The sequence below is a fragment of the Stenotrophomonas sp. TWI273 genome (genome assembly GCF_039674765.1).
Classification (GTDB): Bacteria; Pseudomonadota; Gammaproteobacteria; order Xanthomonadales; family Xanthomonadaceae; genus Stenotrophomonas.
Window position 1 is genome coordinate 1 of record NZ_JBDJOA010000002.1, and the last position, 22407, is coordinate 22407.

Here is a 22407-nt window from a genome sequence, read left to right on the forward strand (position 1 = left end):
GTCCCTCCCCCCCGGTCGCTGCCGGGGGGCCCGCCCCCCCCCCCCCCCCCCCCACTACCCTGACCCGCTCTCACGCAGCCTGCCGTTATAGTCGGGCCATGAGCGATGCCCACACCGATCCCGCCGCGCTTCCCGCGATCCTGCACGCCCTGCGCACCGCCTGGCAGGCCAATCGCCCGACGCTGGAACAGCGCCGCGATGACCTGCAGCGCCTGCGCGCGGCCCTCAAGGCGCGCCTGCCGGAAATGGCCGCGGCGATCTCGGCCGACTTCGGCCACCGCTCCACCCACGAATCGCTGATCGCCGATGGCATGACCGTGCTCGGCGACATCGATCATCTGTGCGGCCATCTGCGCGGCTGGATGCGGCCGCGCCGGGTCGGTGTCGGCTGGCGGTTCTGGCCGGCGCGCGCGCAGACCCGGCCGGTGCCGCTGGGCGTGGTCGGGGTGATCTCGCCGTGGAACTACCCGGTCAACCTGGCCCTGATTCCGCTGGCGACCGCGATCGCCGCCGGCAACCACGTGATCCTCAAGCCGTCCGAGCACACGCCGCACACCAGCGCCTTCCTGCAGGCCCTGCTGGCCGAGGTTTTCCCCTCCGATCGCGTGGCGGTCGTGCAGGGCGATGGAGACCTCGCCAGCGCCCTGGCCGGCTCGCCGCTGGATCACCTGGTGTTCACTGGCTCCACCACCATCGGCCGCAAGGTCATGGCGGCCGCTGCCGAGCACCTGACCCCGCTCACGCTGGAACTGGGCGGCAAATCCCCCGCCATTGTCTGCAGCGACTACCCGCTGGAGAAGGCGGCGGCGCGCCTGGCCACCGGCAAGTTCTTCAATGCCGGCCAGACCTGCATCGCGCCGGACTACGTGCTGATCGACGGCCATCGCCAGCGCGAGCTGGTGCAGCAGCTGCAGACCCAGGTGCAGGCGCGCTATGGCGATTTCAGTGACACCGCCGATTACACCCGGATCATCCACGACGGCCAGTACCAGCGCCTGCGTGGCTATCTCGATGAAGCCCGCGCGCGGGGCGTGCCGGTGATCGAACTGGCGACGGTCGATCCCGAGCGTGCGCAGCGCGAGCGGCTGATCGTGCCGACCATCGTGCTCGATCCGCCGGCCGATCTGGCCCTGATGCGCGAGGAGATCTTCGGTCCGATCCTGCCGGTCTGCGCGTATCCGGATCTGGACGCCGCCATCGCGGCGGTGCAGTCCCGTGACCGCCCGTTGGCGCTGTACATCTTCAGTCACGAACGTGTGCAGGTAGAACGGGTGCTGGCGCAGGTCGTGGCCGGCGGCGTCACCGTCAACGACACGCTGCTGCATTTCGCGGTCAATGGGCTGCCGTTCGGCGGTGTTGGCCCGAGTGGCATGGGCGCGTACCACGCGCGCGCCGGATTCGATGCGATGAGCAAGCAGCTGCCGATCCTGTGGCAGTCGCGCTGGGCCGCCAGCGATCTGCTCAAGCCGCCGTATTCGAAGATCGCCGGGATGTTGAAGATGATGGTGCGGTGAACCTTAGCGTGTTGCACGGTAACGTCGAGACTTGCTCGGCTGCCCGGGTCCCGCGCAAAAAATCGAACCGATGCGCTGGTGAGCCGATTACCACGTCTATTCGGCTCACGCGGCCGTGCCTAAGCATCGGGCCTGCTCGAGCTTGACGTTGAGAAAAGAACGATCAACGCCCCGGCTGTGACGATCGGCCTTCGTGGAACCACGCATAGGCCGCAGCTTCAAGATCGCCTTCCTCGGCAATCACCGAACCGTCCTCGTCCAGCAGGGTGTAGTGGCGCTGGTCGCCGCCCAGCGCGGCGCTGCCATCCAACCCGAGCAGCAGGGTGTAGAGGGTGTCGGTGGCGAAGACGTCGAGCATCTCCCGCAACAGCTGGGTCTGCTCGGACGACAGGTCCATCGCGGCAATCCTTGCTGCGCACGCCGTGCCTGGGGTCCATGCCATGGCGAGCAGGTTCGCTTTCTCCGCGTACCATTTTGCTACGAAGGCATCTGCGTTCATGGGATATCTGCGCTAGCGGGGGTGGGCCAGAGCCTAGCGGGAGACGCAGGCGTGCGGCAAAAATCTGCGTGCCCGGACGCGAGAGGCTGCCGGCCAGCGGCCGGCACTACCGGCTCCACCGACCAACGGTCGGTGGCTACCGGTAGAATGGCGCGCATGAAAATCGCCTCCTGGAACGTCAACTCGCTCAACGTGCGCCTGCCGCACCTGGAACAATGGCTCACGGCGTTCGCGCCGGACGTGGTCGGCATCCAGGAAACCAAGATGGAGGACCACAAGTTCCCCGACGCGGTGCTGGCCGGGCTGGGCTACCGCAGCGTGTTTGCCGGGCAGAAGACCTACAACGGCGTCGCGCTGCTCTCGCGGGAACCGGCGCAGGACGTGCAGATCGGCATCCCCGGCTTCGAGGATGAGCAGAAGCGCGCCATCGCCGGCACCGTCAACGGCGTGCGCATCATCAACCTGTACGTGGTCAACGGCCAGGACGTGGGCACCGACAAGTACGCCTACAAGCTGCGCTGGCTGGAGGCCGTGCATGCCTGGGTCGAGGCCGAGCTGGCCAGGTACCCGGAGCTGGTGGTGATGGGTGACTTCAACATCGCGCCCGATGCCCGCGACGTGCACGACCCGCTGGTCTGGAACGAGAACCACATCCTGACCTCCACCGCCGAGCGCGGTGCCCTGAACAAGCTGCTGCAGCTCGGCCTGCACGATGCCTTCCGCCTGCACAGCGAGGAAGAGGGCGTGTTCAGCTGGTGGGACTACCGGGCGGCCGGCTTCCGGCGCAACCTGGGCCTGCGCATCGACCTGACCCTGGTCTCCGACGCGCTCAAGGCGCGCGCGCTGGGCTCGGGCATCGACCGTGAGCCGCGCACTTGGGAGCGCCCCAGCGACCATGCCCCGGCCTGGGTGCAGTTGGGCTGACCGCGGAAACAACAAGGCCCGGCAGTGCCGGGCCTTGTCGATCAAACCTTGTACGTGCGTTCGTTACCGCACGTTCCTGCGCGTAAACAGATTCACGATCGCGAGCAGGATCACTGCGCCGATCAACGAGAACAGGAACGTGCGGATGGTGATCGCTTCATTGATGCCACCGCCGAACAGCCAACCGGCCAGCAATGCGCCGACGATGCCGACCACGATGTTGAGGATGATGCCTTGCTGCGCGTCCCGCTTCATGATGATGCTGGCAAGCCAGCCCACGATGCCGCCGACGATCAACCAGATGATGATGCCCATAACGTTGACTCCCTCTGTGCGGTTGCAACCCCTGCAGTGGACGGCACACCCTGTGAAATCGTCGTGCAGCCGCGATGGCGGAGCCGTGGCATGACCTTGCCGGCGACGCTGGACGGCCCTTGGCGCTTCGGCCCGGTCACGGTCTGGCGCCTGCCGCATGTGCCGGGCACCCGGGGCGAGCCCCAGGCCCGGGTGCTGCTGGCCGAGCAGCTGGGCGGGGCGCCGGAGGACGTGCCGTTGCAGCGCGACCCGCGCGGCCGGCCAGAGCTGCATGGCCCGTTGGCGCATATCGGGACCGGCTGGAGCCACAGCCATGGGCAGCTGCTGGTCGCCCTCGGTGAAGGCGTCCGCCTCGGCGTGGACCTGGAGCCGCTGCGCCCGAGGCCACGGATGCTGGAAATCGTGCAGCGCTTCTTCCACCCGGCCGAGATCGCCTGGCTGGAATCGCTGGACGAGAACGCCCGCAACCATTGGTTCTTCCGCGTGTGGTGCGCCAAGGAAGCGCTGTTGAAGGCGCAGGGGCAGGGCATCTCCTTCGGTCTGCACCGGCTGCAGCTCGCGCCCGGCATCGACGGTGGCCTGCATCTGGCCTGGTGCGATCCGGAACTGGGGCCGGCCGAGCGCTGGCACCTGCATGAGTGGCAGGCAGCCGATGATTTCCGCGCGGCGCTGGCCTGGCATGCGATGTGAGATGGGGCGCCGACCAACGGTCGGCTCTACCGACCTGCGATAATGGTGCCATGACAGAACACACCCTCCCCGCCGGCGTGGCCGATGCGCTTGAGCGCGGCCTGGCCGCCATGCAGCTGGACGCCGCGCTGGCACCGCCGTTGCTGACCTACCTGACCCTGCTCGACCGCTGGAACCGCACCTACAACCTGACCGCCATCCGCGACCCGCTGGAGATGGTCACCCGCCATCTGCTCGATTCGCTGGCGATGCAGCCGTACCTGGAGACCGGCACCCTGGCCGACCTGGGTACCGGCCCCGGGCTGCCGGGCATCCCGCTGGCGATCGCGCGCCCGCAGCTGCAGGTGACCCTGGTCGAGAGCAACGGCAAGAAGGCCCGCTTCATGCGCGAGGCTGTGCGCCAGCTGGGCCTGGGCAACGCCCGCGTGGCCGAGTCGCGCGCCGAGGCGCTGGCCGAACCGGCCGCCTATGACCATTTGACCGCCCGCGCGATGGATACCCTGGCCGGGATCATCCGGGTCGGTGGGCATCTGCTGCGCCCGGGTGGCCGCCTGTTGGCGATGAAAGGCGTGTACCCGCACGACGAGATCGCGCAGCTGCCGGCCGGCTGGGCGGTGGAGAAGGTGGTGCCGCTGAGCGTCCCCGGATTGACCGGCGAGCGCCATCTGGTGGTGGTCACCGGCCCGTGAGCCGGTGATCTCACCGCCTGCATCGCCCGCCCCACGGTCGTCCCGCCCCCCTCCTGCGGTGGCCCCACGCGGCGCCATCGGCATGCCCGTGGGCGTCGCTGCGGTATTGCGGCGCGTGCCTTCCGCGCATCTCACAGTGCATGACACGCCCCATATACGCATAATGACCAGTCCCACTCCCTGCCGATGAGGCTCACCCGCATGGCCCGCATCATCGCCATCGCCAACCAGAAAGGTGGCGTCGGCAAGACCACGACCGCCGTCAATCTGGCCGCCTCCCTGGCTGCTGCACCCAAGCGCGTGCTTCTTGTCGACCTCGATTCCCAAGGCAATGCGACCATGGGCAGCGGCGTGGACAAGCGTGAAGTCGCCGCGTCCACCTGTGATCTGCTGCTGGGCGAAAGCACTGCGGCCGAGGTCCGGGTCAAGACCCCGGAAGGCTTCGACCTGCTCCCGGGCAACATCGACCTGACCGCCGCCGAGATCCAGCTGATGGACCAGAGCGAGCGCGAGCAGCGCCTCAAGCGCGCGCTGGCCCCTATCCGCGACGAATACGACTACATCCTGATCGACTGCCCGCCGGCGCTGTCGCTGCTGACGCTCAACGCACTGGCCGCCGCCGATTCGGTGATCGTGCCGATGCAGTGCGAGTACTACGCGCTGGAAGGCCTGAGCGCGCTGGTGGAAACCATCGAAGCACTGCGTGCCAACCTCAATCCCGCGCTGGAGATCGAGGGCGTGCTGCGGACCATGTTCGATGTGCGCAACAACCTGGCCAATGCCGTGTCGGCCGAGCTGACCGAGCACTTCGGCGAGCAGGTGTTCCGCACCATCGTGCCGCGCAACGTGCGCCTGGCCGAGGCACCCAGCCATGGCCAGAGCATCGTCGGGTACGACCGTGCCTCGCGCGGTGGCGTTGCCTATCTCGGCCTGGCCGGCGAGATCATCCGTCGCAACAACCAACGCAAGAAGGCCGACAAGGCCATGGAGACCGCCTGATGAGCACCAAGCCTGCCCTCGGCAAGAAACGCGGCCTCGGCCGCGGCCTCGACGCGCTGTTGGGGCCCAAGGGGGCGGTGACACAGGTGCAGGCGGCGGCCGTGGTTGAACCGCTGCCGGGCGAACGCCTGCGCAAGCTGCCGGTCGGCCATCTGCAGCCGGGCAAGTACCAGCCGCGCCGCGACATGGACGAGACCAAGCTTGCCGAGCTGGCCGAGTCGATCAAGGCGCAGGGCGTGATCCAGCCGATCCTGGTCCGCCAGCTGGGCCCGGACAGTTTCGAGATCGTGGCCGGCGAACGCCGGTGGCGCGCTTCGCAGCTGGCCGGCCTGGACGAAGTGCCGGTGGTGGTGCGCGAGCTGGAAGACCGCACCGTCATCGCGATGGCGCTGATCGAGAACATCCAGCGCGAAGACCTCAACCCGCTTGAGGAAGCCGAAGCGCTGCAGCGGCTGATCAGCGAGTTCGCCCTGACCCATGCCGAGGCCGCCCAGGCCGTTGGCCGCTCGCGTGCGGCGGTGTCCAACCTGCTGCGCCTGCTGGAGCTGCCGATCGCGATCCGCCTGCTGCTGGAAACCCGCCGGCTGGAAATGGGCCATGCCCGCGCGCTGCTCACCCTGGCGCCGGAACTGGCCAGCAAGCTGGCCCAGGAAGCGGCCGACCAGGGCTGGTCGGTGCGCGAAGTGGAACACCGCGCGCAGCAGTTCGCTGCTGGCAAAGTGCCCGGCGCGCTGCGCAAGAAGCCCACCGCCGCCGCGCCGCAGGCCGATATCGCGTCGCTGGAAACCGAGTTGTCCGAGTCGCTGGGCGCCCGCGTGGCGATTGCCCATGGCCGTGGCGGCAAGGGCAAGCTGATCATCCATTACACCGACCTGGACACGCTGGATGGCGTGCTCGACCGACTTCGCGCACAGAAGGGCTGAGTCCCCCGCAGGCGTCAGAGGATTTCCCCCAACCAATGAACCCCACCAAGGTCGACCGCAACCATCTGTTGCGTCTGACCGACCTGCCGAATGTCGGGCCGGCCTGTGAGAAAGATCTCCGTCTGATCGGCATCCGCGTGCCAGCGCATCTGCGCGGCCGCGATGCCTACGACATGTACGCGCAGCTGTGTCTGCGCACCGGGGTGATGCACGACCCCTGTGTGATCGATGTATTTCTGTCGGTGCTGCGTTTCATGCAGGGCGAAGCGCCGCGACCGTGGTGGGATTTCAGCAAGGAACGCAAGGCCACCCTGGCCAAGGAAGCGCCGCTCAGCCTCTGGTGAAGCGGACCATCGGGACGTGTGCAACGCCACGCGGGCGTCCCGGGAAAGCACTGTATTGATACGTGGCAAGTATGACGGACGGACCCCATGACGATTCTCGTGACCGGCGCAGCCGGTTTCATCGGTGCCAACACCTGCAAGGCCCTGCTCGCGCGCGGTGAGCGCGTCGTCGGCCTGGACAACTACAACGACTACTACGATCCGCAGATCAAGCGCGATCGCGTGGCCGCGCTGTGCCCGGACGCCGACATCCGCGTGCTCGACCTGACCGACCGCGACGGCCTGGCCGCGCTGTTCGACGAGGTCCAGCCGACCCGGGTCATCCATCTGGCCGCACAGGCCGGCGTGCGTTACTCGCTGGAGAACCCGCATGCCTACGTCGACAGCAACCTGACCGGCTTCGTCAACATGCTGGAGCTGTGCCGCCATCGCGGCGTGGCCCATCTGGTGTATGCCTCGAGCAGCTCGGTGTACGGCGATTCGGCGACCCCGCCGTTCTCCGAAGACCAGCGCATCGACAAGCCGCGCTCGCTGTACGCCGCGACCAAGGCCGCCAACGAGCTGATGGCCTACACCTACGCCCAGCTGTTCGGCCTGCATGCCACCGGCCTGCGCTTCTTCACCGTGTATGGCCCGTGGGGCCGCCCGGACATGGCACCGCTGCTGTTCTCGCGCGCGGTGCTGGCCGGCCGCCCGATCGACGTGTTCAACGACGGAAAAATGCAGCGCGACTTCACACATGTCTCCGACATCGTGGACGGTATCCTCGGCGCGCTGGCGCATCCGTCCAGCGAGGTCGTTCCGCATCGCGTCTTCAATCTCGGCAATCACACGCCGATCGAGCTGGAGCACTTCATCGGTGTCATCGAGGCCGCCGCCGGACGTCCAGCGCAGAAGGTCTACAAGCCGATGCAGCCGGGCGACATGGTCCGCACCATGGCCGATACCACGCGGGCGCATGACGCGTTCGGCTACGCGCCGGCCATGCCGATCGAGCGCGGTCTGCCGCCGGTGGTGGCCTGGTGCCGCGATTATTTCGGTGCTCACGCCTGACACACGCGGACCCATTCATCTTCGGATAACCTCGGGTGCGGAAAATGCGCGCTCTTTTTCGATCCTGGCCATTCGCAGAGTCCGACCATGAGCCAACCCCAGTTGTCGGTCGTCGTCCCGGTCTTCAATGAACGCGACAACGTCACGCCCCTGATCCACGAGATCACCACCGCGCTGCGCGGACGGATCGAGTTCGAAATCGTCTATGTCGACGACCATTCGCGCGACGACACCCTGGCGGTGCTGCAGGCCCTGAAGGCCACCACCTCGGAACTGCGGGTGCTGCACCATGTCACCCAGAGCGGGCAGAGCACCGCGGTGCGCAACGGCGTCAAGCACGCGCGCGCGCCGTGGATCGCCACCCTGGACGGTGACGGCCAGAACGATCCGGCCGACATCCCCGGGCTGCTCGCCGCGCGCGCTGCCGCCGCCAGCGAGGTAAAGCTGTTCGCTGGGTGGCGCGTCAATCGCCAGGATTCGGGCAGCAAGCGCTGGGCCAGCAAGTGGGCCAACGCGATCCGCGCGCGCATGCTGCGCGACGACACGCCCGATACCGGCTGCGGCATCAAGCTGTTCGAGCGTGCCGCGTTCATGGACCTGCCGTATTTCGACCACATGCACCGCTACCTGCCGGCGCTGATGCAGCGTGCCGGCTGGAAGACCATCAGCGTGCCGGTCAATCATCGGCATCGCACCGCGGGCGTATCCAAGTACAACAATCTCGGCCGCGCCCTGGTCGGCATCCGCGACCTGCGCGGGGTCGCCTGGCTGATCACGCGCAGCAAGCGCACCGCCGTGGAAGAACGCTGATGGAACTGCACTGGCTCGACCAGCCGTTGACCTGGCTGTACTGGACCGGCCTGCACGTCACCGGCTGGAAGCTGATCGGCTACACCGGCGCACTGATGTTCGGCGGGCGCTGGCTGGTCCAGTTCGTTGCCTCGCGCCGCGCCGGCAAGCCGGTGATCCCGCGCCTGTTCTGGTACATGAGCGTGGTCGGCAGCCTGATGACGCTGAGCTACTTCCTGTTCTCGGCCAAGCAGGACTCGGTGGGCGTGCTGCAGAACCTGTTCCCGGCCTTCACCGCGTTGTACAGCCTGAAGCTGGATATCGCGCACCGTGGTTGGAAGCGGGACAAGGCAGCGCATTGAGGGCGTGCCCACCGACCCACGGTCGGTGGCTACCTCGCGCCTTCGGCGCTGGGGTCCCAGCCTGCGGCCGGTCCCCGGTCCTGCCCGCGGGGCGGGCAGGACCTTTGATCCATGCGCAGCCCCTTCGCCGGGTGCCATGATCGGGGTTTGCCGTCCCTCGGGAACCCTTGACCGTGAAATCACCGCTCGTTGCTGCGCTGCTGCTCGCCCTGGCCCTTCCCGCCGGCACTGCCCTGGCTGCGCCTCCGGCCGCCCCGGCTGCCGCCCCGGCCAGCCTGGCCACTGAAAGCCCTGCCGACGCGCAGTTCCGTGCCATCTACGAGAAGGAATGGGCCTGGCGCGAAGCCGGTGGTGGTGAAGCCAGCGAAGACGGCGACGGCCCGGCCAACGCCACCCGCATGCCCGATGTCGGCGCCGCCGCGCAGCAGGGCCGGTTGAAGGTCTGGGACGACGTCCTGGCCCAGCTGGACAAGGTCGACACCCAGGCACTCTCGGCCGAGAACCGCATCAACTACGCGATCTACCGCGACCAGGTGTTCAACCTGGCTGCCGATGTCCGCCTGCGCGCCTACGAAATGCCGTTCAACGCGGACTCCTCGTTCTGGTCCAACCTGTCCTTCATGGCCCGGCGCGAGATGAAGACCGTGCAGGACTATCGCAACTACATCGCGCGCCTGAACGATGTGCCGCGCTACTTCGAGCAGCAGACCGAGAACATGCGTGCCGGCCTCAAGCGCGGCTTCAGCGTGCCGCGTGCAGTGCTCGATGGCCGCGAGGTCTCGATCGCCACCGTGTCCGAACTGAAGGACCCGACCCAGTCGCCGCTGTACGCGCCATTCAAGAAGCTGCCGGCCAGCATCCCGGCCGCCGAGCAGGCGCAGCTGCAGGAACAGGCGCGCCAGGCCATCGGCGGCAGCGTGGTGCCGGCGTTCGGCACGTTGCGCACCTTCTTCGTCAGCGAGTACGTCCCGCAGGCGCGCACCACCCTGGCCGCCGAGGCGATGCCGGGCGGCAAGGCGTACTACAAGCAGCAGATCCACGAATACACCACGCTGGACCTGACCCCGCAGCAGATCCACGAGATCGGCCTGAAGGAAGTCGCACGTATCCAGGCCGAGATGAACGGCATCATCCAGCAGGTCGAGTTCAAGGGCAGCTTCGCCGAGTTCTTGACCTTCCTGCGTACCGATCCGCAGTTCTACGCCAAGACCCCGGATGAGCTGCTGCATCGTGCGGCGTGGATCTCCAAGCGCGTGGATGGCGTGATCGGCAAGTACATGACGCTGCCGCGTGCGCGCTTCACCATCGTGCCGGTGCCGCCGGACATCGCCCCGTTCTGGACCGCCGGCCGCGGTGGCATGGGCACCTACTGGCTCAACACCTACAACCTGCCGGCGCGGCCGCTGTACAACCTTCCCGCGCTGACCCTGCACGAGTCCGATCCGGGCCATGCCCTGCAGGGCGCGCTGGCGGCAGAGCAGGGCGAGCAGCCCGCGTTCCGCCGCAACAACTACATCTCCGCCTACGGCGAAGGCTGGGGCCTGTACTGCGAGAAGCTCGGCGTGGAGATGGGCATCTACGAAACCCCGTACGAGGATTTCGGCCGCCTGACCTACGAAATGTGGCGCGCCGCGCGCCTGGTGATCGATACCGGCGTGCACCACAAGGGCTGGACCCGCGAGCAGGCGCTTTCCTACCTGCGCGACCACACCGCGCTGAGCGAGCACGAAGTGACCACCGAAGTGGATCGCTACATTTCCTGGCCGGGCCAGGCGCTGAGCTACAAGCTCGGAGAGATCGCGATCGTGCGCCTGCGCGCGCAGGCCGAGCAGGAGCTGGGCGACCGCTTCGACGTCAAGGCCTTCCACGACGCGGTGCTCAGCCAGGGCTCGGTGCCGTTGCCGGTCCTGGAGGAACAGATCCAGGCCTTCATCGCCCAGCGCAAGGCTGCGGCCAGCTGAGGTGCGCGGGGCCGGCCATCGCGCCGGCCCCGGCCAACGTGAACCAAGCGGCCGGGCTGCGATTGTGTAACGGCTTCACGCCCGGCTACCCTGCGGGCCATGTTCCGTCGTGCCCGCCCGCGTCCGTCCCTGCTGCTCCGCCTGCTGATGCTGGTGGTGGTCGGTGTGGGCGTGTTCGGCAGCTCGCTGGCCTCGGCCCTGGTCGATATCCACCTGAGCGTGCATGCGGACAGCAGCGACGTGCATGGCAGCCTGGATGACGCCGCCGCCGATGTACCGGGCGATGACGACGGCAACGAAGACTGGCTGCATGCCCTGGTGCATTGCGGCCACTGCCATGGCCACGGCGGCGTGCTGCCGATGGCCGCGATGGCCTGGAGCCTGCCCGCCGCGCCCAGCCACGGCGTCCCTGCCGGGTTGATCGCGCAACTGCGCACCCAACCGCCCGAGAACCTGCTGCGTCCTCCGATAGCGATCTGATGCCCTGCGGCCGCGCGGCCGCCGTTTGCCCTCTGATCGCTTTCTGGAGACTCCCATGTGGATGCGTCTGGCAGCCTTGGCTGCCATTGCGTTCGTGCCGTGCGTGTACGCACAGGGCACGACACCTGCTGCACCGTTGACCCTCGACGACGCCATCGCGCGCGTCGCCCAGTACCACCCCGACCTGCGCCTGGCGCAGGCGCAGCGCCCGGTGTGGGAAGCCCGCCGTGACGCGGCCGGCCTGTCGCCCCCGCTGACCCTTGGCGTGGAGCTGGAGAACGCACTCGGCAGCGGTGACACCCGTGGCTTCGATGCCGCCGAAGTCACCGTCACCCTGGCCGGCGTGCTGGAACGCGGCGGCAAGCTGGATGCCCGCCGCGCCGTGGCCCAGGCCAATCTGGACAGCCTGGCCCCGCAGCGCGAAACCGCGCGGCTGGATCTGATGGCCGAGGTCGCCCGCCGCTATCTGGCAGTGACCGACGCGCGCCAGCAGCTGCGCATCGCCGAGACCGATATCGAGCAGCGCCGGCGCGCCGTCGCCGCCGCGCGACTGCGCCTGCAGGCCGGTGCCTCGCCCGAGTCGGTGCTGCTGACCGCGCAGGCGATGCAGGCCCAGGCCGAGCTGGACCGCGATCGCGCCCGGCAGATGGATCAGTCCGCGCGTGCGGCGCTGTCCGCACTGTGGCGCCAGCGTGAGCCCGGTTTCGACGTGGTCACCGGCGACCCCATGCAGCTGCCCGCGCTGCAGGACTTCGCCGTGCTCGCCGAGGAACTGCAGCGCACCCCGGAACTGGCGGTGCTGGCCGGTGAGCGTCGCATCCGCGAAGCGCAGGTGCAGCTGGCCCGCACCCAGGCACGGCCCGATGTCAGCTGGCAGGTGGGCGTGCGCAATTCGCGCGATACCCGCGACACCTCCCTGGTCGCCGGTTTCAGCCTGCCGCTGGGCAGCGTGCGCCGTGCCGACCCGGAGATCCGTGCGGCCGAGGCCGAACTGGCGCTCAACAGCGTGGAGCGCGACGCGCGCGCGCTGCAGCTGTACGCCACCCTCGCCGAAGCGCATGGCCGCTACCTGACCTCGCGGCTGGAAGTGACCCGCATGGCGCGCGACGTGCTGCCGCAGCTGCAGCGTGCCGAGAACGCTGCCGAGAAGGCCTGGCGTGCCGGCGCGATCAGTTACATGGAATGGGCCCAGCTGCAGGCGATGCGGATCGACGCACGCCAGCGCCAGCTCGACGCGGCCATCGCCGCACAGACCGCCCTGATCGAACTCCAGCGCCTGACCGGCCAGAGCATGGTCGCCGCCACCGACACCGTGTCCACGGAGGACCGCCGATGACCCTTTCCCAGACCCGTACCGCGCTGGCCGCCAGCCTGTTGATCGCGCTGATGGCGCTCACCGGCTGCGGCGGCGCTGAGCCCGCTGCGGCGCCGGCCAACGCGGCCGACGAGGACGCCGGCCATGGTGAGGCTGGGCACGACGATGACCACGACGATCACGACGCCCCGGAACGCACCACCATCGCCGCGGCCATGGCCGAGCAGGCGGGCATCCGGGTGGCACCTGTCGTCGCCGGCACCATCGCCGACGAACACGATGTGCAGGGGCTGCTGACCCCGGTCGATGGCCGCGTTGCCCAGGTGATGGCGCGCTTTCCCGGCCCGATCCGTTCGCTGCGCGCCAATGTGGGCGACCGCGTGCGCGCCGGCCAGGTAGTGGCCAGCATCGAGAGCAACCTCAGCCTCACCACCTACACCGTGACCGCACCGATCGGTGGCGTGGTGCTCGCGCGCCAGGCGCAGGTCGGTGGGGTGGCAGGCGAGGGCACGCCGTTGTTCGAGATCGGTGATCTGTCCACGTTGTGGGTGGACCTGCATATCTTCGGCAACGACACCCAGCACATCACCGCCGGCGTGCCGGTCACCGTGTCACGCATGACCGACGGCGTCAGCCAGGCCACCACGCTGGAACGCGTGCTGCCCGGCACCGCGACCGCCAGCCAGAGCACGGTCGCGCGCGCCACGCTGCGCAACGACGACGGCCAATGGCGGCCCGGTGCGGCCGTCAAGGCGCGCATCGTGGTGGCCACCACGCCGGCCGCGCAGGTGGTGCCGTTGAGCGCGCTGCAGACGATGGACGGCAAAGACGTGGTGTTCGTGCGCGAAGGGGACACCTACACCGCGCGTGCGGTGACCCTGGGGGCGCGCGATGCCGGCAAGGTCGAAGTGCTCAGTGGCCTGGCCGTCGGCGAAGACGTCGTGGTCGAGCAGAGCTACGTGGTCAAGGCCGACATCGGCAAGGCAGGGGCATCGCATGAACATTGATGCGTTGCCGCGCCCCGCACACGGAGGGCGCTCCCATGCTTGAGCGCATCCTCCGCGCCGCCATCGCCCATCGCTGGTTGATGATGGCCCTGACGTTGGTGCTGATCGTCATCGGCAGCTGGAGCTTCACCAAGCTGCCGATCGATGCCACCCCGGACATTACCAACGTCCAGGTGCAGATCAATACCGCGGCCCCCGGTTACTCGCCGCTGGAAACCGAACAGCGCATCACCTACCCGGTGGAGACGGTGATGGCCGGCCTGCCGGCGATGGAGCAGGCCCGCTCGCTGTCGCGCTACGGGCTCTCGCAGGTGACCGTGGTCTTCAAGGACGGCACCGACATCTACTTCGCCCGCCAGCAGGTCGCCGAACGCCTGCAGCAGGTCAAATCGCAGATTCCCGACGGCCTGGATCCGCAGCTGGGCCCGATCTCGACCGGCCTCGGCGAGATCTTCATGTACACCATCGACGCCGATCCCAAGGCGCGCAAGGCCGATGGCACGGCGTACACCGCCACCGACCTGCGCACCCTGCAGGACTGGGTGATCCGGCCGCAGCTGCGCAACGTGCCCGGCGTGACCGAGGTCAACACCATCGGTGGCTTCCAGCGTCAGGTGCACATCACCCCCGACCCGGCCCGCCTGCGCGCGCTGGGCTTCACGTTGGAGGACGTGGCACAGGCGGTGGAGACCAACAACCAGAACGTCGGCGCCGGCTACATCGAACGCAACGGCCAGCAGTTCCTGGTCCGCATTCCCGGCCAGGTCGCCAACCTGGAGGAGATCGGCAACATCGTGCTGGCCCGCCGTGAAGGCGTGCCGATCCACGTGCACGACGTCGCCCAGGTGCAGGACGGCCCGGAGCTGCGCAGTGGCGCGGCCACCCAGAACGGCCATGAAGTGGTGATGGGCACGGTGGTGATGCTGATCGGGGCCAACAGCCGCGATGTGGCCCAGGCCGCGGCGGCGCGTCTGCAGCAGGCGCAGGCCAGTCTGCCGGAGGGCGTCACCGTCACCGCCAGCTACGACCGCACCGCGCTGGTCGACCGCACCATCGCCACGGTCGCCAAGAACCTGATCGAAGGCGCCTTGCTGGTGATCGTGGTGCTGTTCCTGCTGCTCGGCAACTTCCGGGCGGCGTTGATCACCGCGGCGGTGATTCCACTGGCGATGCTGTTCACGCTGACCGGCATGGCCCGCGGTGGCGTGTCGGCGAACCTGATGAGTCTGGGCGCGCTGGACTTCGGCCTGATCGTCGACGGGGCGGTGATCATCATCGAGAACTGCCTGCGCCGCTTCGGCGAACGCCAGCACGCGCTCGGCCGCGACATGACCCGCGACGAACGCTTCGCCGAAACCGCCAGCGCCACCGCCGAGGTGATCCGCCCGAGCCTGTTCGGGCTGGGCATCATCACTGCGGTGTACCTGCCGATCTTCGCGCTCACCGGCGTGGAAGGAAAAATGTTCCACCCGATGGCGATCACCGTGGTGCTGGCCCTGACCGGTGCGATGGTGCTGGCACTGACCTTCGTGCCTGCCGCGATCGCGCTGTTCCTCGGTGGCCGTGTGCAGGAGAAGGAGAACCGCCTGATGGCCTGGGTGCGCCGGCGCTACGAGCCGATGCTGGCCTTTGCCCTGCGGCGCGGCCGCTGGATGGTCGCCGGTGCGCTGGTGCTGGTGATCGGTTGTGGTCTGCTGGCGACGCGGCTGGGCAGCGAGTTCGTACCAAACCTGGACGAAGGCGATGTCGCCATGCACGCCATGCGCATCCCCGGGACCAGCCTGACCCAGTCGATCGAGATGCAGAAGCAGATCGAGAACCGGCTGGTGCAGTTCGCCGAGGTGGACAAGGTGTTCTCCAAGATCGGCACGCCGGAAGTCGCCTCCGATCCGATGCCGCCCTCGGTCGCCGATACCTTCATCATGATGAAACCGCGCAAGGCCTGGCCGGATCCACGCAAATCGCGTGCCGCGCTGCTGGCCGAGCTGGAAGACGCGGTGGAGCAGCTGCCCGGCAACAACTACGAGTTCACCCAGCCGATCCAGATGCGTACCAACGAACTGATCTCCGGCGTGCGTGCCGACGTGGCGGTGATGCTGTTCGGCGATGACCTGGAGACGCTGCTGTCGGTCGGCAAGCGCATTGCCGCGGTAGCCGGCACGGTGCCGGGCGCGGCCGACGTGCGGGTGGAGGAAACCAGCGGCCTGCCGCTGCTGACTGTCACCCCCAACCGCACTGCGTTGGCCGGCTATGGCTTGAATCCCGGCCAGGTGCAATCGACCGTGGCCACCGCCGTGGGCGGGCAGGTGGCAGGGCAGTTGTTCGAGGGTGACCGCCGCTTCGACATCGTGGTGCGCCTGCCCGAAGCACTGCGCCAGGACCCGGCCGCACTGGCGGACCTGCCGGTGTCGCTGGAGACGGCGCTGGCCGACGACGCCGACGAGTCCAGCCGCACCGGCAGCTGGACCAGCGGCAGTGCACGCACCGTACCGCTGCGTGAGCTGGCGACGCTGAGCAACAGCGAAGGGCCGAACCAGATCAACCGCGAGAACGGCAAGCGCCGGATCGTGGTCACCGCCAACGTGCGCGACCGCGACCTGGGTGGATTTGTCGGCGATCTGCAGCAGGCGATCGGGCGCGATGTGCAGGTGCCCAACGGCTACTGGATCGAATACGGCGGCAGCTTCGAGCAGCTGATTTCGGCCAGCCAGCGCCTGTCGATCGTGGTGCCGGTGACGCTGGCGATCATCTTCGCCCTGCTGTTCTGGGCGTTCGGCTCGGTCAAGGATGCGGCCATCGTGTTCAGTGGCGTGCCGCTGGCGCTCACCGGCGGCGTGCTCGCGCTGGCCCTGCGGGGCATTCCGCTGTCGATCTCGGCCGGCGTGGGCTTCATCGCGCTGTCCGGTGTGGCGGTGCTCAACGGCCTGGTGATGATCAGCTTCGTGCGCAGCCTGCGCGAGCACGGCATGCCGTTGCCGCAGGCGGTGCGCGAAGGTGCCTTGGGCCGTCTGCGCCCGGTCCTGATGACCGCGCTGGTGGCCTCGCTCGGCTTCGTGCCGATGGCCTTCAATGTTGGTGCGGGCTCGGAGGTGCAGCGTCCGTTGGCCACCGTGGTGATCGGCGGCATCCTCTCGTCCACGCTGCTGACGTTGCTGGTGCTGCCGGTGCTGTATCGGTGGTTGCACCGGAAGGGGCCTGACGCGGTTTGAAGGGTGGGTCCGCACGTGATGCCACGTGCGGACCTGGCTGCCTCACCAATGCGCTGGCTTGTCGATGGGCTTCTTCCCGGTCTGGATCCAGTGAGGCAACTGACATGAAAAAACCGCCGTTCGGCGGTTTTTTCGTCCCAAGCCGTTTAGCCAACTGAATGACGACGGCGAGGGCGGGGTCGTGTGGCCACTACAGCAGTCCGTTGCCATGGCGGTCAAATGGCGGGGTCACACCTTGAGGCCGCCTCATCCACTTGGCGTTTATCGATTTCCTGCCAGCCATTGCTGGATTAGATCGGCTGCTTTGGCCACGCCAGTTTCCATGCCCATCGCCCTTCCCAGAGCAGCAGCCCGTTCACGCGTTCCGGCGTGTTCGACGAAGCCAATGGCCCGCGCCAGCGTGTTGGCATCCAACCGCTTCGGCGACAACGCCGCCGGCGCCACGCCCAACGCCTGCAACCGCGCCGCCCAGAAAAACTGGTCGGCCGCGAACGGCATCACCAGCGATGGCACCCCGGCCCGGCAGGCCGAATGCGTGGTGCCGCTGCCGCCGTGGTGGATCACCAGCGCGCAGCGCGGGAACAGCGCCTCGTGTGGGGTTGGCCCGACCACGAACACGCGGGCGGGCAGGGGGGTGCTGGGCAGCCCCGCCCAACCGGGGAACAGCAGCACCCGGCGGGGTGCCAGGGCGTCCAGCAGCGCTGGCAGCACGCGGTCGCGATCAAAGCCGGTCATGCTGCCAAAGCCCAGGTACACCGGGGCGGGCCCGGCATCGAGGAAGGCCTGCAGGTCCGGCGGTGGTTGCCAGGGGCTGTCCGGCAGGCGCCATTGGCCGCAGATGCGATGGTTGGCGGGCCAGTCCGCCGGTTGCGGCAGCAGGCTGGGCGAGATGCCGTAGAGCATCGGCAGGTCGCGCCAGAGGCTGCGTCGCGGCGACATGCCCAGCGCGTGCCGGGCCTGGTTGATCGGCTGCCGGAAGGTGCGCCAGACCGCCTGGTTGACCAGCCCGTAGCTGAGCCGGTTAAGCACACCCGGCAGGGGCAGCCGGGGCAGGAACGGGGACGGGAAGGCGGCCGTGGGCGTCAGCGGGATCATGCCCAGCCCGATCGCGGGCAGGCCATGCCGCTCGGCCACGGTCATACCCACGAAGGCGGCCAGCCCACCGGTCAGCACCGCATCGCACCCGGCGGCAGCCGCATCGGCCTGCCGGGTCCACGCCGGCACGTGCCGGCGCGCCATCCGGGCCAGTCCGCGCGAGGCGGCCAGCGTGTTGTTGCCACGCGACACCAGCGCCACCACCTCGTCGTGGATGTCGCCTTCCAGCGCGGCGTGCGGCACGCCCAGGGCGCGCGCGCTGCCCAGGGTGCCGCCCTCGGCCAGCAGCATGACCTCGTGTCCGGCGGCCATCAGGCCGTGGCAGAGCATGACCAGCGGGCGGGTGTCGCCTTCGGTGCCGTAGGTAAGTGCCAGCAGCCGCATCGAGGGGTCCAGGGGAAAAGGGGCGGCCAGTATCGCCATCGCCCGTGGGTGGCGATGCGAACACGGGAGGCCGTCCCGGCACTGACAGACCACCATGGCCCTGTGGACAACTTGCGCCAGCCACCGGCCTGCGGCATAATGCGCGGCTCGCTGTGTCCAGAAATCTCTGGATCGGCGGCCGGGAACACGTCATCCGGTCCGCCCTCGACAGCGTAACCCTTTGATTCTCATGACGTGTGGCGGGAAACCGTCGAGGCCGCCGTCGCCCGGGCTATGGGCTGACAACTACTTTTATCGAGGTGCGCAATGTCCCGCGTATGCCAAGTTTCCGGCAAGCGAGTGCAGACGGGTAACAACGTCTCGCACGCCAACAACAAGACCCGCCGTCGTTTCCTGCCCAACCTGCACGAGCGCCGCTTCTGGGTTGCCAGCGAAAACCGCTGGGTCAAGCTTCGTGTTTCCGCGCATGCCCTGCGCACCATCGACAAGAACGGTATCGACTCCGTTCTGGCTGAGCTGCGTTCGCGCGGCGAAAAGGTCTGAGGAGTAAACGATCATGGCAGGCAAGCGCGATAAGATCCGTCTGATTTCGACGGCCAACACTGGCCACTTCTACACGACGGACAAGAACAAGAAGAACACCCCCGGGAAGATGGAATTCCTGAAGTACGATCCGGTCGTGCGCAAGCACGTCCTGTACAAGGAAGGCAAGATCAAGTAATCCGCAAGGGTTCTTGAGCTTCCCGACGAAAAACCCGCCCTCGTGGCGGGTTTTTTTGTTGGGCCGGCGATACGTGGCGCCGGCCAGCGGCCGGCACGACCGGTTGCATGCAGCGGCCCATGGCAGAATGCGTTTCCCTCCCGACGGGCGACGCGATGCTGTTCGAGTGGCTGCTGGGTTCGTGGTTGTTGATGCTGGATTGGCTGATCCGGCTGGCCGCGCTGTTGTGGATTCCCAGCCGCACCACGCCCGGTGCCGCGCGCAGCTGGCTGCTGCTGGTCGGCTTCGTGCCGCTGCTCGGGCTGCCGCTGTATCTGCTGTTCGGCCACCCGTGGCTGTCGCGCCAGCGCGTGCAGCGCCAGGCCGAGGCCTCCCAGGTGATCCGCGAGGAGCAGGCGCTGCAGCCGCCGCTGCGCTGGACGCCGCCGCCGGAGACGGCCACCGCCGAGATCGTGCCGCTGATCGAGCGCCAGGGCGATTTCATGCCCATCCACGGCAACGCGGTGGATCTGCTCAATGACTATGACGCCTCGCTGCAGGCCCTGATCGAAGACATCGACCAGGCCCGTGAGCGCGTGCACCTGCTGTACTACCTGATGTTCGACGATGCCGTCGGCGAGGCCATCGTGGAGGCGCTGCAGCGGGCGGCCGCGCGCGGTGTGCATTGCCGCGTGCTGCTCGATGCAGTCGGGGCCAAGCGTGGGCTGCGCCACTATCGCCATCGCCTGCAGGCGATCGGTGTCGACGTGCGCGCGATGCTGCCCGGTGGTCTGCGCTGGCGGCGCAGTGGCCGCATGGACCTGCGCAACCACCGCAAGATCGCGGTGATCGACAACCGCGTCGGCTACATCGGCTCACAGAACCTGGCACGCGCGCAGTTCGTCGCCGGGTTCCCGAACAAGGAGCTGGTCGCGCGCGTGCGCGGGCCGGTGGTGGCGCACCTGGAAGCGGTGTTCGCCAGCGACTGGTACATGGAAACCGGGCAACGCCTGGATGTGCTCACCGCCGTGCCGGTGTGCTCGGCCGATGTGCCGACCCAGCTGCTGCCCAGTGGCCCGGCATACCCCTTCAGCAATGCGCGCGATGCGGTGAACGCGCTGATCCATCTGGCGCGCCGGCGCATCGTGCTGGTCACGCCGTACTTCGTTCCCGATGAAGCGACCTTGAGTGCGCTGCGCATCGCAGCGCTGTCCGGCGTGCAGGTGCAGCTGATCCTGTCGGCCAGCACCAACCAGCGGCTGACCTCCTGGGCGCAGGAGGCCTACTACGATGAGCTGCTGCGCAGCGGGGTGCGCATCGCGCTGTACGAACCGCATTTCCTGCATGCCAAGCACCTGACCGTCGATGAAGACATTGCCCTGGTCGGCTCGATCAACCTGGATATCCGCTCGTTCGCGCTCAATGCCGAGATCGGCATGCTCTGTTATGACCCCGGCATGGTGCGGCAGCTGGCGCAGATCGAAGCCGACTATCTCGAGCAGTCCCGTCAGCTCGATCTGGCGACGTGGCGCCAACGGCCGGCGTGGAAGCGCAGCCGCGAAGGCATCGCACGGCTGGCCGATGCCTTGATGTAGCCCGCTGTGACGCACGTGGACGGCCGGTCCACGCGCATCGCCTACAATCGAGGCATGACTGCGTCCGATACCCACCGCCAGTGTGATCTGGCCATCGTCGGCGGCGGCGCTGCCGGCGTCCTCGTTGCACTGCAGGCCCTGCGCCATGCTCCGCGACCGTCACGCATCGTGCTGTTCGAGCCGGCTTCGGCGCTGGCCGAAGGCATCGCCTACGCCACGCCTTGGCCCGAGCACCTGCTCAACGTGCCGGCCGGCAAGATGAGCGCGCTGCCCGATCAGCCTGCGGATTTCCTCGATTACCTGATCGACAGCCAGGCGATTGCCGATGTGGCGCGCGAGGTGCTGGCGGACCAGTTCGTGCCGCGCCGCCATTACGCCGCCTACCTGCGTGAGCGCCTGGAACAGGCGTGCGAGCGCAGCGTGGCAGTGCTGGAGGTGGTCGAGCAGCCAGTGTTCGCGCTGGAGCCGACCGAACACGGTGTGCAGTTGCGGCTCGACGACGACGTGGTGTGGCGCGCGCAGCGCGTGGTGCTGGCCTGTGGCAACAGCATGCGACCACTGCCGGTGCCCGGTGCCGATGCCCTGCCGCCGGCGCAGGCGGTGGAGGCCTGGGATTACGACGGCGTGCGCGTGCTGGCCGGCGATGACGATCTGGCCATCATCGGCTCGGGCCTGAGCATGGCCGACAGCGTGGTGGCCCTGGCGGCCGCCGGACACCGCGGGCGCATCTTCGTGCTGTCGCGACATGCGCTGCTGCCATTGCCACAGGCGCACGGCGCAGCGGTCACCTTCGATCCGCAGCCCTTGTTGACGATGTCGCTGCGTCAGCGCGTGCGTGAACTGCGTGGGCAGGCCCGTGCCGCCGTGGCGCAGGGCATCCCTTGGCAAAGCGTCATGGACCGCATCCGGCCGATGGGCCAGGCATTGTGGTTGAGCCTGGGCGAGGCCGACCAGCGTCGTTTCCTGCGCCACGTGGTGCGGCATTGGGACGTGCACCGCCACCGCATCGCCGAATCGGTGCATGCCCAGGTCAGCGAGCTGGAGCGCAGCGGCCAGCTGCAGCGCCACCGCGCCCGGCTGGACACGCTGCTGGTGCAGGAAGGCGGGCTGCAGCTGCACGGGCACGGCCCGGCCGGCGGCCTGCCGCCACTGACGGTCAGCGCGGTGATCAATGCCACCGGCGTGGAAACCCGCGCGCTGTGCATGCGCAATCCACTGATCCAGCAGCTGCTGGCCGATGGGCATGCGCGGCCTGGTCCGCACGGGCTGGGGCTGGATACCTCGGTGGAGAACGGCGAACTGCTCGGTGCCGACGGCCAGCGTCAGACCCGCGTGCTGGTGGTGGGCAGCCTGCGCATCGGCACGCTCTGGGAAAGCCTGGCCATTCCCGAGTTGCGGATGCAGGCCCAGCAGGCCGCGCTGCGCGCGGTGGGCTGACTGCGACACCGTGCCTCGCGGCCGTGCGCGAGGCACACAAACACCTCATGCCTTCCCCTCGAACGGCTCGGTGGTGGCGGCATGACGACGGCACTAGGCTCGTGTCTTTCTCACAGGAAATGA

The 22407-nt window shown here is 68.2% G+C and carries 22 protein-coding genes; 19 read left to right on the plus strand and 3 right to left on the minus strand.

Annotated features, from left to right (window positions below; genetic code table 11):
• The first annotated feature begins 98 nt into the window (after positions 1-98).
• A complete protein-coding gene (locus tag ABE571_RS02430; protein WP_346482709.1) occupies positions 99-1514 on the plus strand; it encodes a coniferyl aldehyde dehydrogenase in 1416 nt (471 codons plus the stop codon).
• A gap of 163 nt (positions 1515-1677) precedes the next feature.
• Here ABE571_RS02430 and ABE571_RS02435 read toward each other — a convergent pair whose 3' ends face one another.
• A complete protein-coding gene (locus ABE571_RS02435; RefSeq protein ID WP_346482708.1) occupies positions 1678-1911 on the minus strand; it encodes a hypothetical protein in 234 nt (77 codons plus the stop codon).
• Between the two features lie 258 nt (positions 1912-2169).
• Between ABE571_RS02435 and xth the strand changes: the two genes are divergently transcribed.
• Complete coding sequence (gene xth / locus ABE571_RS02440) at positions 2170-2937, plus strand: exodeoxyribonuclease III (protein WP_282262233.1); 768 nt, start codon at positions 2170-2172, stop codon at positions 2935-2937.
• Between the two features lie 63 nt (positions 2938-3000).
• Here the strand turns inward: xth and ABE571_RS02445 are convergent, their stop codons facing one another.
• Positions 3001-3252, minus strand: a complete 252-nt coding sequence (locus ABE571_RS02445) for a GlsB/YeaQ/YmgE family stress response membrane protein (protein ID WP_123729793.1) — start codon at positions 3250-3252, stop codon at positions 3001-3003.
• Between the two features lie 90 nt (positions 3253-3342).
• Here ABE571_RS02445 and ABE571_RS02450 point away from each other — a divergent pair, with 90 nt between their 5' ends.
• The 13 genes from ABE571_RS02450 (at position 3343) to ABE571_RS02510 (ending at position 17073) form a co-directional block, all read left to right on the plus strand.
• A complete protein-coding gene (locus tag ABE571_RS02450; protein ID WP_346493123.1) occupies positions 3343-3942 on the plus strand; it encodes a 4'-phosphopantetheinyl transferase superfamily protein in 600 nt (199 codons plus the stop codon).
• 50 nt (positions 3943-3992) lie between these two features.
• Positions 3993-4631, plus strand: a complete 639-nt coding sequence (gene rsmG, locus ABE571_RS02455; RefSeq protein WP_313211912.1) for a 16S rRNA (guanine(527)-N(7))-methyltransferase RsmG — start codon at positions 3993-3995, stop codon at positions 4629-4631.
• A gap of 201 nt (positions 4632-4832) precedes the next feature.
• Complete coding sequence (locus ABE571_RS02460) at positions 4833-5630, plus strand: ParA family protein (protein ID WP_019185613.1); 798 nt, start codon at positions 4833-4835, stop codon at positions 5628-5630.
• A complete protein-coding gene (locus ABE571_RS02465; protein WP_313211910.1) occupies positions 5630-6553 on the plus strand; it encodes a ParB/RepB/Spo0J family partition protein in 924 nt (307 codons plus the stop codon). The genes ABE571_RS02460 and ABE571_RS02465 overlap by 1 nt, the downstream gene beginning before the upstream one ends.
• A gap of 35 nt (positions 6554-6588) precedes the next feature.
• Positions 6589-6897, plus strand: a complete 309-nt coding sequence (locus ABE571_RS02470) for a helix-hairpin-helix domain-containing protein (RefSeq protein ID WP_019185615.1) — start codon at positions 6589-6591, stop codon at positions 6895-6897.
• Positions 6898-6984: 87 nt separating this feature from the next.
• Positions 6985-7950: an SDR family NAD(P)-dependent oxidoreductase gene (locus ABE571_RS02475; RefSeq protein ID WP_313211909.1), complete on the plus strand. Its 966-nt coding sequence runs from the start codon at positions 6985-6987 to the stop codon at positions 7948-7950.
• An 87-nt stretch (positions 7951-8037) separates the two neighbouring features.
• Complete coding sequence (locus tag ABE571_RS02480; protein ID WP_313211908.1) at positions 8038-8760, plus strand: glycosyltransferase family 2 protein; 723 nt, start codon at positions 8038-8040, stop codon at positions 8758-8760.
• On the plus strand, positions 8760-9101 hold the full coding sequence (locus ABE571_RS02485; RefSeq protein WP_088432293.1) for a lipid-A-disaccharide synthase N-terminal domain-containing protein: 342 nt from the start codon (positions 8760-8762) through the stop codon (positions 9099-9101). The genes ABE571_RS02480 and ABE571_RS02485 overlap by 1 nt, the downstream gene beginning before the upstream one ends.
• A gap of 173 nt (positions 9102-9274) precedes the next feature.
• Positions 9275-11062: a DUF885 family protein gene (locus ABE571_RS02490; RefSeq protein WP_346482703.1), complete on the plus strand. Its 1788-nt coding sequence runs from the start codon at positions 9275-9277 to the stop codon at positions 11060-11062.
• A 99-nt stretch (positions 11063-11161) separates the two neighbouring features.
• A complete protein-coding gene (locus ABE571_RS02495; protein WP_346493124.1) occupies positions 11162-11542 on the plus strand; it encodes a DUF2946 family protein in 381 nt (126 codons plus the stop codon).
• A 55-nt stretch (positions 11543-11597) separates the two neighbouring features.
• Complete coding sequence (locus tag ABE571_RS02500) at positions 11598-12878, plus strand: TolC family protein (RefSeq protein ID WP_346481574.1); 1281 nt, start codon at positions 11598-11600, stop codon at positions 12876-12878.
• A complete protein-coding gene (locus tag ABE571_RS02505; RefSeq protein WP_313211903.1) occupies positions 12875-13864 on the plus strand; it encodes an efflux RND transporter periplasmic adaptor subunit in 990 nt (329 codons plus the stop codon). The genes ABE571_RS02500 and ABE571_RS02505 overlap by 4 nt, the downstream gene beginning before the upstream one ends.
• A gap of 35 nt (positions 13865-13899) precedes the next feature.
• Positions 13900-17073 carry a CusA/CzcA family heavy metal efflux RND transporter gene (locus tag ABE571_RS02510; protein WP_346493125.1) on the plus strand — a complete coding sequence of 1058 codons (3174 nt, stop codon included), beginning with the start codon at positions 13900-13902 and terminating at the stop codon, positions 17071-17073.
• A gap of 261 nt (positions 17074-17334) precedes the next feature.
• On the opposite strand, the gene ABE571_RS02515 is transcribed toward ABE571_RS02510, so the two are convergent.
• Positions 17335-18552 (minus strand): glycosyltransferase, encoded by a 1218-nt coding sequence (locus tag ABE571_RS02515; protein WP_346465644.1) that lies wholly within the window; start codon positions 18550-18552, stop codon positions 17335-17337.
• Positions 18553-18858: 306 nt separating this feature from the next.
• Between ABE571_RS02515 and rpmB the strand changes: the two genes are divergently transcribed.
• From rpmB to ABE571_RS02535, 4 genes are all read left to right on the plus strand, one after another.
• Entirely contained in the window at positions 18859-19095 is a 237-nt protein-coding gene (rpmB, locus tag ABE571_RS02520; RefSeq protein WP_019185625.1) for a 50S ribosomal protein L28, read from the plus strand.
• Positions 19096-19105: 10 nt separating this feature from the next.
• Complete coding sequence (gene rpmG, locus ABE571_RS02525) at positions 19106-19273, plus strand: 50S ribosomal protein L33 (protein WP_172407465.1); 168 nt, start codon at positions 19106-19108, stop codon at positions 19271-19273.
• A gap of 155 nt (positions 19274-19428) precedes the next feature.
• The gene (gene cls / locus ABE571_RS02530; protein WP_313212587.1) at positions 19429-20847 is read left to right on the plus strand and encodes a cardiolipin synthase; all 1419 of its coding nucleotides are present in this window, start codon (positions 19429-19431) and stop codon (positions 20845-20847) included.
• A gap of 54 nt (positions 20848-20901) precedes the next feature.
• Complete coding sequence (locus ABE571_RS02535) at positions 20902-22284, plus strand: FAD/NAD(P)-binding protein (RefSeq protein ID WP_346493127.1); 1383 nt, start codon at positions 20902-20904, stop codon at positions 22282-22284.
• Positions 22285-22407 lie beyond the last annotated feature (123 nt).

Bases quoted from the DNA above. Each gene is read 5' to 3' on its own strand.
- ABE571_RS02430 (WP_346482709.1), top strand. From the start codon at position 99: ATGAGCGATGCCCACACCGATCCCGCCGCGCTTCCCGCGATCCTGCAC.
- ABE571_RS02435 (WP_346482708.1), bottom strand. From the start codon at position 1,911: ATGGACCTGTCGTCCGAGCAGACCCAGCTGTTGCGGGAGATGCTCGAC.
- xth (WP_282262233.1), top strand. From the start codon at position 2,170: ATGAAAATCGCCTCCTGGAACGTCAACTCGCTCAACGTGCGCCTGCCG.
- ABE571_RS02445 (WP_123729793.1), bottom strand. From the start codon at position 3,252: ATGGGCATCATCATCTGGTTGATCGTCGGCGGCATCGTGGGCTGGCTT.
- ABE571_RS02450 (WP_346493123.1), top strand. From the start codon at position 3,343: ATGACCTTGCCGGCGACGCTGGACGGCCCTTGGCGCTTCGGCCCGGTC.
- rsmG (WP_313211912.1), top strand. From the start codon at position 3,993: ATGACAGAACACACCCTCCCCGCCGGCGTGGCCGATGCGCTTGAGCGC.
- ABE571_RS02460 (WP_019185613.1), top strand. From the start codon at position 4,833: ATGGCCCGCATCATCGCCATCGCCAACCAGAAAGGTGGCGTCGGCAAG.
- ABE571_RS02465 (WP_313211910.1), top strand. From the start codon at position 5,630: ATGAGCACCAAGCCTGCCCTCGGCAAGAAACGCGGCCTCGGCCGCGGC.
- ABE571_RS02470 (WP_019185615.1), top strand. From the start codon at position 6,589: ATGAACCCCACCAAGGTCGACCGCAACCATCTGTTGCGTCTGACCGAC.
- ABE571_RS02475 (WP_313211909.1), top strand. From the start codon at position 6,985: ATGACGATTCTCGTGACCGGCGCAGCCGGTTTCATCGGTGCCAACACC.
- ABE571_RS02480 (WP_313211908.1), top strand. From the start codon at position 8,038: ATGAGCCAACCCCAGTTGTCGGTCGTCGTCCCGGTCTTCAATGAACGC.
- ABE571_RS02485 (WP_088432293.1), top strand. From the start codon at position 8,760: ATGGAACTGCACTGGCTCGACCAGCCGTTGACCTGGCTGTACTGGACC.
- ABE571_RS02495 (WP_346493124.1), top strand. From the start codon at position 11,162: ATGTTCCGTCGTGCCCGCCCGCGTCCGTCCCTGCTGCTCCGCCTGCTG.
- ABE571_RS02500 (WP_346481574.1), top strand. From the start codon at position 11,598: ATGTGGATGCGTCTGGCAGCCTTGGCTGCCATTGCGTTCGTGCCGTGC.
- ABE571_RS02505 (WP_313211903.1), top strand. From the start codon at position 12,875: ATGACCCTTTCCCAGACCCGTACCGCGCTGGCCGCCAGCCTGTTGATC.
- ABE571_RS02510 (WP_346493125.1), top strand. From the start codon at position 13,900: ATGCTTGAGCGCATCCTCCGCGCCGCCATCGCCCATCGCTGGTTGATG.
- ABE571_RS02515 (WP_346465644.1), bottom strand. From the start codon at position 18,552: ATGCGGCTGCTGGCACTTACCTACGGCACCGAAGGCGACACCCGCCCG.
- rpmB (WP_019185625.1), top strand. From the start codon at position 18,859: ATGTCCCGCGTATGCCAAGTTTCCGGCAAGCGAGTGCAGACGGGTAAC.
- cls (WP_313212587.1), top strand. From the start codon at position 19,429: ATGCTGTTCGAGTGGCTGCTGGGTTCGTGGTTGTTGATGCTGGATTGG.
- ABE571_RS02535 (WP_346493127.1), top strand. From the start codon at position 20,902: ATGACTGCGTCCGATACCCACCGCCAGTGTGATCTGGCCATCGTCGGC.